This is a genomic window from Flavobacterium sp. RSP49, assembly GCF_003968735.1.
Taxonomy (GTDB): Bacteria; Bacteroidota; Bacteroidia; order Flavobacteriales; family Flavobacteriaceae; genus Flavobacterium.
On sequence record NZ_RYDN01000013.1, the window covers coordinates 72,091 to 84,659 of the forward strand.

Here is a 12,569-nt window from a genome sequence, read left to right on the forward strand (position 1 = left end):
TTTTTTATATTTTAGTGATGTAAAACTTCTTCACCTTCTTTCATTGGAACATTTTGAGGTACAAAATCCACATCATGAGCTGGATTACTGTAATCATAAGGCCAACGATGAACCTCAGGAAGTTCACCAGGCCAGTTACCGTGGATGTGTTCCACAGGAGCTGTCCACTCTAATGTATTTGATTTCCAAGGATTCATTACAGACTTTTTACCGTAGAAGATACTACTGAAAAAATTGTACAAGAAAACCAATTGAAAAGCACCACCAATTAAAGCAAATGTTGTGATCAAAACATTAACATTTTGCAAATCATCAAATAACGGAAAGTTGGTGTTTGTATAGTAACGTCTTGGCAAACCTGCCAATCCAATAAAGTGCATCGGAAAGAAAACTCCGTAGGCACAAATTGCAGTTACCCAAAAGTGTACATATCCAAGATTCTTGTTTAACATTCTTCCAAATAATCTTGGAAACCAGTGATAAATACCTGCAAACATTCCGTAAAGAGCAGAAATACCCATTACCAAATGAAAGTGTGCTACCACAAAATAAGTATCGTGTACATTAATATCTAGTGTACTATCTCCAAGAATGATACCTGTTAAACCACCGGTAATAAAAGTAGAAACCAAACCAATAGAAAACAGCATAGCCGGATTCAATTGCAAATTTCCTTTCCACAACGTTGTAATATAATTAAACGCTTTTACCGCTGAAGGTATCGCAATTAACAACGTTGTAAATGTAAATACAGATCCTAAAAACGGATTCATCCCGGATACAAACATGTGATGTCCCCACACTATCGTCGATAAGAATGCAATTGCAATAATTGACATAATCATTGCTCTGTATCCAAAAATTGGTTTACGCGAATTTGTAGCAATCACTTCAGAAGTAATGCCCAAAGCAGGCAACAAAACAATATAAACTTCAGGGTGACCTAAAAACCAGAATAAATGCTCAAACAACACTGGCGAACCTCCTTGGTAGTGCAACACTTCCCCCGCGATATAAATATCAGATAGGAAAAATGAAGTACCAAAGCTTCTATCAAAAATCAATAATAAAGCAGCTGATAAAAGAACAGGAAAAGATACTATACCAATAATAGCAGTCACAAAGAAAGCCCATATAGTAAGTGGTAATCGAGTCATAGACATTCCCTTAGTCCTTAAGTTAATTACCGTAACAACATAGTTCAAAGATCCCATTAAAGAAGAGGCAATAAAAATAGCCATCGAAATTAACCATAATGTCATACCCATACCTGAACCAGGAATAGCTTGTGGTAAAGCACTTAAAGGAGGATATATAGTCCATCCTGAAGAAGCAGGCCCAGCCTCAACAAAAAGAGAACTGATCATGATTACACTAGATAAGAAAAATAACCAATACGAAACCATATTCATAAAGCCGGATGCCATATCTCGAGCTCCAATTTGAAGTGGTATCAATAAGTTACTAAAAGTACCACTGAGCGCAGCCGTTAAAACAAAGAAAACCATTATTGTTCCATGAATAGTAACCAATGCTAGATAAATATCATTAGCCATGACTCCATTAGGAGCAAATTTGTCCCCTAGTAAAATATTAAATATTCGGAAAGACTCTTCCGGCCATGCTAATTGCATTCTAAAAAGCATAGACATCCCAACACCAATAATCCCCATAATGATACCCGTAATTAGGTACTGTTTGGCAATCATCTTATGATCAATACTAAAAATATATTTAGTAATAAAAGTGTCTTTATGGTGATGTTCGTGTTCGTGATCTATTGCGTGATCGTGACCTTCTGCTGACATATATGTTTACTTTAAATTTTTTTTAATAATATTATTTCATTACTGTTACAACAGCAGCAGCAGTATCAGTACTTGCCTCAGCATCTGCAGGAGCTGGAGCAGCTAAAGATGCTTTAACTTCATTAACGATAGTAGCCTTGTCTTTCAACCAAGCTTTATAGTCTTCAGGCGTATCTACAATAATTTTCATTTGCATGTTATAATGCGACGCCCCACAAATTTTATTACAAAGAAGCAGATAATCAAATGTGTAAGGATCTAAAGCAGCCTCTCCTTTTGCCACCAAACCAACACTTTTCTTAGCCCTCAAAGCATTAATATTTGAAACTTTTTCTACCATGTAAGGCAATTCTCTATATTCTACAGTGGTATAAACAGGCTCAAAAGCAAACTCAGTTACCATACCAGGAACACAATTCATTTGCGCTCTAAAGTGAGGCATGTATGCAGAATGTAAAACGTCTTGAGAACGCATTTTGAAATGAATTTTCTTCCCTTTTGGGATGTGCAATTCAGTAACCAATATATCATCTTGTGAGTATGGATCAGATAAGTCAACACCAACAGCATTAGCACCTTCAATAAACCTAACATTAGCTTTACCCAATACATTATCCTCACCTGAATACCTCGCTTTCCAGTTAAACTGTTGTGCATATAATTCAATTACGATTGTATCTTCATCTTCATCCACAAACATAATGTTATTCCATGCATAGAGACCGTAAAGAATCAATCCTGCTAGAACAACCGCAGGTATAACACTCCAGATAGCCTCTAACTTATTATTATCAGCAAAATAAAGCGCCTTTTGATCTTGTCTTCCTCTGTATTTGAAAGCAAAATAATGCAATAATACTTGAGTAATAGCCTGTACAATAAATATAAGGACCCAAGTTATGTTCATCAAATAATCTACTTGCGCACCATGTGCAGAAGCCGGAGTGTGAAGAACCAATGGCCCCCAAGTAAACAATCCATAAATTGAAAAAATATAAATGAAGGCTAAAAAACCAAACATTAAATAACCTTGAACGTTATTATCATTATCTGTAGCTACTTCAGAGCTATCGGGATTGGAACCAACTTGCGTCAGGTCGAATATTTTAGTCAATTGCCATAAAGCAACAGCTAATAAAACTAAAACTATAATTACCAACAAACTTGTCATCTGTTTTTTTCTTTAAATATTAATAATGAAAATGTTTACTTTCTTCGATAAATGGATTTCTTTTTGGCAATAAAGGAACTTTAGTCAATGCTGTAAAAACAACATAAATAAACAATCCAAGGAAGAAAAGAACAGAAGCTATCTCTGACACCCCAATGAACCATCTGTCCCCAACAGTTCCTGGCATAATCATGTTAAAAAAGTCTATATAATGTCCAACCAAAATAACAGCACCTGCCATGACTAAAACCCATGTAATTCTTTTAAAATCAGTATTAACTAAGATTAACAAAGGAAATACAAAATTCATAACTACAGCACCAAAGAACGGAAGATTATATAACTCGATTCTTGTTATGTAATAAGTTACCTCTTCTGGGATATTAGCATACCAAATAAGCATATATTGTGAAAACCATAAATAAGTCCAAAATATACTAAAACCGAACATGAACTTTGCTAAATCATGAATATGACTCGTATTAACGTGCTCTAAAAAACCTCTAGATTTCAAATACAAAGTAACTAATGCTATCGTGGTGATTCCACTAACAAAGAAGCTTGAGAAAACATACCACCCAAATAAGGTACTAAACCAATGTGGATCGATAGACATAATCCAATCCCATGACATTATCGATTCAGTAACAATAAAGAAAACTAAAAACATCGCCGATAACTTAAAGTTTTTCTTATAAAATAAATCATCACTAGCTTCATCTTGTGCTAAACAATTTTTTCTTGAATAATAGTGATATAAACTCCAACCTGTTAAAAATATAGCCGCTCTAACAATCCAAAAGGGAAAATTCAGATACCCCGCTTTATTCGCAATTAATTTATCTGTAGCAACGACTTCAGGATCTAACCAAATAAAAAGATGATTAAAGTGAAGACCACAAAGCAATAATACTATAAAAAAGACAACAGACCCCACCGGCAAATAAGAGGTTATACCCTGCATAACTCTGAACAACACAGGAGACCAACCAGCCTGAGCAACTTGTTGAATGGCATAAAAAGCTAAAACACCTAACGAAACCAACATAAAGAATATACAGGCAACATAAAAAGCAGCCCATGGCTTATTTTGCAACTGATGCAAAACATGATTCAGATGTTCCGCATGTTCCGTTTCTTCACTTATTTCATGTCCCCCTTTTTTTTCTGCTACTTCGGCATGCAATGAACTCTCATGACTTTCAGTAACAGCTTCCGAGGTGCTGTTGGTATGCAATACTTTTGGATTGCTTTCCTCTTTTGTACTTTCAGATTCCTCGTGACCTTTAGAAGCATCATACGCTCCTACAGATTTCGAAGTTTCATGTTTAACTTCACCATGACTAACATGGCTTTCAGCAGCAAGAAGAGTTTCAACTTCTTGAATATCCTTTGGTGCACTCCAAAAACCATAACCAATCCCTAATACGCCCATGGCCATTAAGAGGAAAGAAAAAGTTTTTAATTTACTTGAAAATGTATACATATCTATTACGATCAGTTTGTTCAACAATTATAATTCGCTTTTTAGTTTTAGAACATAGTCAGTAACCAACCAACGTTCATGAGCACTCAACTGGTTTGAATGCGCACCCATAGAATTCAAACCATACGTTATTACATGATAAATACTACCCTCAGTAATAACTCTGTCTTTGTAACTAGGAACCCCAAGAAATTTTTCTCTTTCAACCAGTACACCTTTACCGTTTCCAGAAGCTCCGTGACAACTGATACAATAAATTTCAAAAAGTTCCTTAGCCTTTTCAGGCTCTTTACTTAATGAATCTAGTGGCGATTTAAGATTAGCTTTAGCTAACTCATAACCGGCAGTCGAATTTTCATATTCAAAAGGCTCAAACCCTCTGTTTATTGATCCTTGAGCAGGAAGTTGTCCTTCTTTACCATTTTTAAATGCATTTGATTCAGCATAAGTTTCATACCCTACTGACTCATACATATTTGGAAAATACTGATAGTTTGGTGCCGCATTATTATGGCAGGCAGAAACTAAAATAGTTAGACCAAATAAAAGTGTTATTTTATATACGCTTTTCATATCTATAATTAATGCTTTTCTATTACTTTAACTTCTACAGCCCCTGTACTTTGAAAAAAAGAAACTAATTCTTCTTCATTATCTTTTACAGCTACTTCCATTAAAAAATGGTCGTCTGTTGTTCTTACGTCTGGATTCTCAGCTTCTTTAAATGGCCACAATTTACTTCTCATGTAAAAAGTTATAACCATCAAATGGGCAGCAAAAAACACCGTAAGTTCAAACATAATTGGAACAAAAGCTGGCATATTTTCGATGTAACTAAAACTTGGTTTTCCACCAATATCCTGCGGCCAATCTTGAATCATAATATAATTCATCATGGCTGTTGCCACCGAAATACCAACGCAACCATACAAAAAAGCACAAATTGCTAATCGTGTAGGAGCAATTCCCATTGCCTTGTCCAAACCGTGTACGGGGAATGGAGTAAAAACTTCTTCAATATGATGATGAGCTGCTCTAGTTTTTTTAACCGCGTCCATCAATATATCATCGTCATTATAAATGGCGTATATTACTTTATTACTCATGGTGTGAATCTTTATTTGCTTCTCTTTCTCTTTTGTAATTATCTCCAGTTGCTTTCAAAATTGTTTTTACCTCTGCTTGTGCTATTACAGGGAATGTCCTTGCATACAATAAGAACAATACAAAGAAGAAACCAATAGTTCCGATGAATATTCCAATGTCAACAAATGTAGGAGAGAACATCGTCCATGAAGATGGCAAATAATCCCTGTGCAATGAAGTTACAATGATTACAAATCTTTCAAACCACATTCCAATATTTACGACTATCGAAATTATAAACGAAAACATAATACTTGTTCTTAATTTTTTGAACCACATGAATTGCGGAGAAAAAACATTACAAGTCATCATTGACCAATAAGCCCACCAATATGGACCGGTTGCTCTATTCAAGAAAGCATATTGTTCATATTCTACACCGGAATACCACGCTACAAATAACTCTGTAATGTAAGCTACTCCAACAATTGAACCCGTTATCATGATAACAATATTCATCAACTCAATGTGCTGAACCGTAATATATGCTTCTAAATTTGAAACTTTTCTCATAATAATCAGCAACGTATTCACCATTGCAAATCCTGAAAAAACAGCTCCAGCAACAAAGTAAGGCGGGAAAATTGTTGTATGCCAACCGGGAATTACTGACGTAGCAAAATCCATTGATACAATTGTATGCACAGATAGCACAAGAGGCGTTGCTAAACCTGCAAGAACTAAAGAAACTTCTTCAAAACGTTGCCAGTCTTTTGCTCTACCGCTCCAACCAAAACTCAATATAGAATATACTCTTTTATTAAAAGGAGTTATTGCTCTGTCACGCAACATAGCGAAATCAGGTAATAAACCAGTCCACCAAAATACTAATGAAACAGAAAGGTACGTAGAAATTGCAAATACATCCCAGAGTAATGGTGAGTTAAAATTTACCCACAGAGAACCAAATTGATTCGGAATTGGTAAAACCCAATACGCTAGCCATGGACGACCCATGTGAATAATTGGAAATAAACCTGCCTGGATAACAGAAAAAATTGTCATTGCTTCAGCAGAACGGTTAATAGCCATTCTCCAACGCTGACGGAAAAGCAATAATACTGCCGAAATTAAAGTTCCAGCATGACCAATACCAACCCACCAAACAAAGTTCGTGATATCCCAAGCCCATCCAACAGTTTTATTTAACCCCCATGTTCCAATACCTGTAGAAACAGTGTAAATTATACAGCCTAAACCCCAAAGGAAGGCTATTAATGCAATTGAAAATACAATCCACCAATGTTTATTTGCTTTACCTTCAACAGGTGCTGCTACATCTACAGTTACATCATGATAAGTCTTATCACCTATAACTAAGGGTTTTCTAATGGTTGCTTCGTAGTGAGACGACATAATCCTTTATATTGATTCTTAATTAATTCTTTTTTTGTACTAAGTATTTCTAACTTTAACGTGATAAATCACATTAGGTTTTGTTCCAACATGCTCCAATAAATGATACATCCTTTCGTCAGCAACCAAAGTAGCCACTTCTGCATCTTTATCATTTATATCCCCAAATTTCATTGCTCCATTAGAACAAGCATTTGAACATGCCGTTTGGAATTCACCATCAATGACTACTCTTCCTTCGTTTTTAGCTTTCAAAATAGTCGCTTGCGTCATTTGAATACACATTGAACATTTCTCCATAACTCCACGAGAACGAACGTTAACATCCGGATTCAATACCATACGTCCTAAATCATCATTCATATGATAATCAAATTCACTGTTTTTATTGTATAAAAACCAGTTAAAACGACGTACTTTATATGGACAGTTGTTAGCACAATAACGCGTACCAACACATCTGTTATAAGCCATATGATTTTGACCTTGACGCGAATGTGAAGTTGCCGCTACTGGGCAAACTGTTTCACAAGGTGCATGATTACAATGTTGACACATTACCGGCTGAAAGGAAACTTGAGGATTATCACCTGCCTTTTCCATTTCATTAAATGTAGATAATGAACTTGATAAACCTGCTATATTTTCTTTTCTTTCGTTATCACCTTCAAAAGTACTTTCGGAAGAATAATACCTGTCAATACGCAACCAGTGCATATCACGACTTCTTCTAATTTCAGCTTTCCCTACTACAGGAACGTTATTTTCAGCATGACATGCTATCACACAAGCACCACAACCGGTACAAGAATTTAAATCTATAGAAAGATTAAAATGATGCCCGACAGATCGATCAAATGAAGACCATAAATCTACCTTAGTAGCCTCTACCTCCTTGTGATCCAATGATACCATTGGTTGAGGATTCCAGATTTCAGCATCTTTTGTATTAAAAATTTCTAAAGATGTTTCCTTTATAATATCCCCTCTTCCCATTAATGTTTTCTGACCTTGAACACAAGCAAACTCATGTTCTCCTTCAGCTTTCACCAAGGTTATTGACTGTACATTATTGAAACTTTTATATAAAGGATAGGCATTTAGACCCACCATCATTTCTTCCTTCAAAGCCGCTTTGCGACCGTACCCTAACGCCAAGCCAATAGTACCAACAGCCTGACCCGGTTGCACAATTACAGGAACATTTTCTAATTTAATTCCGTCTGCTGTGGTAATGCTAGCATAACTTCCGTTTAACCCACCATTAGCAACGATTTCATTCGACAGATCGTATTTCTTAGCATCAGCATTGGACACTGTAAGGTAGTTATCCCAAGAAACTCTTGTAATTGGATCCGGAAATTCCTGCAACCAAGGGTTGTTTGCTTGTTGTCCATCCCCTAAACCAGTTTTGGTGTATAAAACAAGTTCTAGTCCTTCAGAAGCTTTTGATTGTGCCAAAGCAGTTGCAGCAGCACCATAATCAGCAGAGCCTGCAGCTACAGTTGGTACAACACCCACATAAACACCATCATGCAAAACTTTATTCCAAGAAGAACCCGCTATTATTGTCGAAGCATTACCCTTAATATAATCGTAAAATGTACCACTCATTCCATTTAAAGACAACAATACATCCTGAAATTGTTTGGTATTAAAAAGAGGACGAATCGTAGGCTGAGTAATACCATAACTTCCTTTGGTGAAACTTACATCATTCCATGATTCCAAATAATGAGGAACAGCTGCTGCAATTGTACTTATTAAAGCCGTTTCATCTTCTTTTAAAGAGAAAGATACTGATGTTTTAACTTTCTTCAGTGCTTCTACAAAAGAAGTACTATCCGCTAAAGTATATACTGGATTAACGCCACTCATAATCAACGTATGAACGCTTCCTGCTTTCATATCATTAATTAATTGATTCACTTTTTCATTTGAACCTTTTCTTATTTGTCTTACACCAGAGGTAGTAAAAGCAGTACTGGCCAATGCTTGATTGATGGCCAAAACTACTAACTGCGCATTTTTATCTTGAATACCTGAAACTAAAACTCCTTTTGAACCAGCAGCTTTTAATTGCTGAGCCGCCTTAGTAACTTCTGTTTTAAATTTATCTTCTAAAGTTACGCCAACAGAAGAACCTGTTACCACATTATAAATATGTACTAATGCCTGCTTTTGATTAGCCGTAGACATTGGCAGACGTTTATCAGCAGCAGCACCCGAGAGTGTCATATTAGCTTCTAACTGAAAATGACGAGACATTTTTCCTGCTTTTGGAACTCTTCCTTGCGTATAACCCGAATCATAACCCCCGCCTTGCCAGTCTCCAAGAAAATCAGCTCCAACAGAAACAATAAGAGATGCTTTTGAAAAATCATAATTAACTAAAGCTCTCTCTCCATAAACTGTTTCGAAAGCATCTAACGCTTCCGAAGAAGAAATAGCATCGTAAACAACATGTTTCGCATTAGGATTTTTGGCAATAAATTCGCCAATAAGCTTTTCTGATGATGGACTCGCCAGTGTACTAGTCAAAAGTACCACTTGCCCGCCTTTTGCAGCAGCATCAACGATACTAGACTTTAATTTAGAATCAACAGCGGACCAAGCCGCACTTTTACCTTCTATCTTTGGCTCCTTCAATCGCATACTATCGTACAACGAAAGAATAGAAGCATGAATCCTTGCATTGGCACTAAATGCAGCGCCTTGAATAGTGTTATTATCTATTTTAATTGGCCGCCCTTCGCGTGTTTTTACCAAAAGATTTGCAAAGTCGAAACCATCAAAAACTGACGTTGCATAATAATCGGCTACTCCAGGGATAATTTGTTCCGGCTGAAGCACATAAGGAATAGACTTGTTAACCGGTCCTTCACAAGCCGCAAGCGTGGCTGCTGCTGTGCTAAAACCAACGTACTTTAAAAAATCACGACGTGATGTTGACGAAGATGACAAAGCACCATCATTTCCTAAAAATTCATCAGTAGGAATTTCTTCAACAAATTCGTTATTTCTAAGGGCCTCAACAACAGAACTATTTTGATCTAGCTCTTCAACACTTTTCCAGTATTTTTTGTTTGATGACATATATAAATATTAAAATCTTAATAATTTGATTAATAATGGCATTTGCCACATTCTAAACCTCCCATTTGAGCCGCAGTCAACTTGTCTACACCGTATTTCTTAGAAAGCTCCTCGTGAATCTTAGTATAATATTCATTACCTTCCATTTTTACCTCAGTTTTCCTGTGACAATCAATACACCAACCCATTGTTAACGGGGCAAATTGTTTTTGAATTTCATACTCCTGAACAGGACCATGACACGTTTGACATTCAATACCAGCTACCGTTACGTGTTGCGAGTGATTAAAATAAACAAAGTCCGGTAAGTTATGAATACGAACCCATTTTACAGGCTGTGTTTTACCTGTGTACGATTGAGTTGTTTGATCCCAACCAACTGCAGTATATAATTTTTGAATTTGCTCATCATAAAACGCTTTACTGTATTCAGGAGTAGCTGTTGTTTCAGCAACTTCAGCAATATTTTTATGACAATTCATACAAACATTTAATGAAGGAATTCCAGCATGCTTACTAACTCTTGCCGACGAGTGACAATACTTACAGTTGATTTCATTATCACCAGCATGTATTCTATGAGAATAATGAATTGGCTGAACTGGTGCATAATCCTGGTCAACACCAATTTGCATAAGATAACCATATACAAAATAGGCGCTCGCTAATAACAAAAATACAGAAGTAACCAACACTAAAAACTGATTTCTGACAAAAGATTTCCATATCGGTGTTGTAGGTGTTTTAGGCGCAACTTCAATACCATTTAATTTTGCGACTTTAGTTAACACTTTATTTACAAGAAACAACATGACTACAAGAACTAACATCACCAGAGACAAAGCCCCCAGAATGATATTGTTTGAAACACCACTATCTGAAGCAGCTGTTCCCGGAACAGCCTCAGTGCCTGCAGGTGGTGCAGGAGCCTCCGCTTTCGGCTCTGAAGTATAAGCAATTATGTTATCAATATCCCCATCCGATAATTGAGGGAAAGCAGACATTACCGCCTTATTGTTTTCCTCATAAACTTTTACAGCTTGAGCATCGCCTGACTTGATAAGATCTGAACTATTACGAACCCACTTATGAAGCCATGAAGCATCATATTTAGCGCCCACACCTCTAAGAGCTGGGCCTGTCGCTTTCGCATCAAGTTTGTGACATGCAGCACAGTTAGCATTAAAAAGCTCTTTACCCTTAACCGGATCAGCACTTTGTGAAGTAGCTGTAGCATCCGCAGTAACATCCGCTACTGCTGGAGTAGCTTCTTGAGCAAATGAAGTAAAGGAAATAGATAGCATTAAAGCTATTCTAAATATTAATTTCCTTGAGATCGAATTATGGTTACCCACCTTTTTCATATAGTATAATGATTATCTACTAAAAATTGGCACAGTTTTTTCTAATTATTTTTATGAAAACTGCTCCTTTATTTTAAACTTGCACAAAAATACGACTAAAGAACTAGTCTCAAAACCTTAAAATAGCCTTAATTTCAATTTATATCTATTCTAAATAACATTCGAAGTTTACTATGATTTATTAAATAGTACTTTTACACAAAAACAATCACATTATGAGAATTTTAGCCTTCAAAAAAGCTTTTTTTATCACTATTGCATTCAGCATTTCCTATATACATGCAATCGCACAAGACAGAAACTTAATCGTTAATCAAGACCCTAAATTTGAACAATTACTAAATGAAAAGAGAAAAACAAATATTTCTAATGCTACAAATGACCAATATAAAATTCAAATATTTAGTGGCGAAAGCGAAAAGGCAAGAAACACTCTTAATCAATTTAGACAACAATTTCGAGATATTGACGGAACCATTATTTTTTTTACTCCAAATTACAAAGTTTGGGTTGGAAATTTCAAAACACGAATTGAAGCAGAACGAAATCTAATAGAGATCAAAAAAAGCTATTCCAATGTACATTTGATAAAGCCTAACAAATAAAACAGCATCGGTAATCATGTATCTCCTATTTTAAAAAACCACTTCAAAAGTGGTTTTTGTGTTTTAATAATTGGATTAAAAAAAAAACAAAAGTCAATTGAAAAATAGCAAAAATTCTCCTCTAATCGATTTAAAAATATTCAGATTCTGTAAAATCAAGCACTCTATTATTTGAAATAAGCAAAGAACTTTATATCAGGATGACATCATACGAATAAGCTTAGTTCAACAAAAAGACATTCTAATTAAGCTTAATTGAGAAGCATGATACTTAAAAAATCCTAATCCCTATACTGCACAGTCATAAAAAATTATTCCTAAAAACAAGCGTTGTATAGCTTAAATCACAAGCTACTCATTGCACAACATTAAATCCTATGCCCTCAGGATTAAATAAAAAATTGCGTTCTTCTATCTGAAATAAAAAAACATCGTCACATTTCTGTAACAAATAAAAATCATTGTCTTGTCCTGAATAACCGATACAGATTATTAGATAAAAATATTTAATTAAACACTTGCAAAAACGTTTTTGCA

Annotated in this window: 10 protein-coding genes; 1 reads left to right on the plus strand and 9 read right to left on the minus strand. The window is 35.5% G+C overall.

What is annotated here, in order from left to right:
- Positions 1-11 precede the first annotated feature (11 nt).
- Genes EKM02_RS08645 through EKM02_RS08680 form a run of 8 tightly spaced genes read right to left on the minus strand, consistent with a single transcriptional unit; the run spans position 12 to position 11,427 of the window.
- On the minus strand, positions 12-1,808 hold the full coding sequence (locus tag EKM02_RS08645; RefSeq protein ID WP_126454219.1) for a cbb3-type cytochrome c oxidase subunit I: 1,797 nt from the start codon (positions 1,806-1,808) through the stop codon (positions 12-14).
- Between the two features lie 31 nt (positions 1,809-1,839).
- Entirely contained in the window at positions 1,840-2,979 is a 1,140-nt protein-coding gene (locus tag EKM02_RS08650) for a cytochrome c oxidase subunit II (RefSeq protein ID WP_126454221.1), read from the minus strand.
- 19 nt (positions 2,980-2,998) lie between these two features.
- Positions 2,999-4,465, minus strand: coding sequence for a quinol:cytochrome C oxidoreductase (locus EKM02_RS08655; RefSeq protein ID WP_126454223.1), 1,467 nt, complete (start codon positions 4,463-4,465; stop codon positions 2,999-3,001).
- A 27-nt stretch (positions 4,466-4,492) separates the two neighbouring features.
- Positions 4,493-5,038 (minus strand): c-type cytochrome, encoded by a 546-nt coding sequence (locus EKM02_RS08660; RefSeq protein ID WP_126454225.1) that lies wholly within the window; start codon positions 5,036-5,038, stop codon positions 4,493-4,495.
- 8 nt (positions 5,039-5,046) lie between these two features.
- Positions 5,047-5,571, minus strand: coding sequence for a DUF3341 domain-containing protein (locus EKM02_RS08665; RefSeq protein WP_126454227.1), 525 nt, complete (start codon positions 5,569-5,571; stop codon positions 5,047-5,049).
- Positions 5,564-6,967 carry an NrfD/PsrC family molybdoenzyme membrane anchor subunit gene (nrfD, locus tag EKM02_RS08670; RefSeq protein ID WP_126454230.1) on the minus strand — a complete coding sequence of 468 codons (1,404 nt, stop codon included), beginning with the start codon at positions 6,965-6,967 and terminating at the stop codon, positions 5,564-5,566. The genes EKM02_RS08665 and nrfD overlap by 8 nt, the downstream gene beginning before the upstream one ends.
- A 39-nt stretch (positions 6,968-7,006) precedes the next feature.
- Entirely contained in the window at positions 7,007-10,063 is a 3,057-nt protein-coding gene (locus EKM02_RS08675) for a TAT-variant-translocated molybdopterin oxidoreductase (RefSeq protein WP_126454232.1), read from the minus strand.
- A gap of 29 nt (positions 10,064-10,092) precedes the next feature.
- A complete protein-coding gene (locus tag EKM02_RS08680; RefSeq protein ID WP_126454234.1) occupies positions 10,093-11,427 on the minus strand; it encodes a c-type cytochrome in 1,335 nt (444 codons plus the stop codon).
- A gap of 215 nt (positions 11,428-11,642) precedes the next feature.
- Between EKM02_RS08680 and EKM02_RS08685 the strand changes: the two genes are divergently transcribed.
- Positions 11,643-12,032 (plus strand): SPOR domain-containing protein, encoded by a 390-nt coding sequence (locus EKM02_RS08685; protein WP_126454236.1) that lies wholly within the window; start codon positions 11,643-11,645, stop codon positions 12,030-12,032.
- 355 nt (positions 12,033-12,387) lie between these two features.
- Here EKM02_RS08685 and EKM02_RS15010 read toward each other — a convergent pair.
- A partial coding sequence (locus EKM02_RS15010; RefSeq protein WP_234423167.1) for a hypothetical protein occupies positions 12,388-12,569 on the minus strand: 182 nt, incomplete at its 5' end.

Coding starts and splice junctions, on each gene's coding strand:
- EKM02_RS08675 (WP_126454232.1), bottom strand. CDS start 10,063: ATGTCATCAAACAAAAAATACTGGAAAAGTGTTGAAGAGCTAGATCAA.
- nrfD (WP_126454230.1), bottom strand. CDS start 6,967: ATGTCGTCTCACTACGAAGCAACCATTAGAAAACCCTTAGTTATAGGT.
- EKM02_RS08650 (WP_126454221.1), bottom strand. CDS start 2,979: ATGACAAGTTTGTTGGTAATTATAGTTTTAGTTTTATTAGCTGTTGCT.
- EKM02_RS08645 (WP_126454219.1), bottom strand. CDS start 1,808: ATGTCAGCAGAAGGTCACGATCACGCAATAGATCACGAACACGAACAT.
- EKM02_RS08660 (WP_126454225.1), bottom strand. CDS start 5,038: ATGAAAAGCGTATATAAAATAACACTTTTATTTGGTCTAACTATTTTA.
- EKM02_RS08685 (WP_126454236.1), top strand. CDS start 11,643: ATGAGAATTTTAGCCTTCAAAAAAGCTTTTTTTATCACTATTGCATTC.
- EKM02_RS08665 (WP_126454227.1), bottom strand. CDS start 5,571: ATGAGTAATAAAGTAATATACGCCATTTATAATGACGATGATATATTG.
- EKM02_RS08655 (WP_126454223.1), bottom strand. CDS start 4,465: ATGTATACATTTTCAAGTAAATTAAAAACTTTTTCTTTCCTCTTAATG.
- EKM02_RS08680 (WP_126454234.1), bottom strand. CDS start 11,427: ATGAAAAAGGTGGGTAACCATAATTCGATCTCAAGGAAATTAATATTT.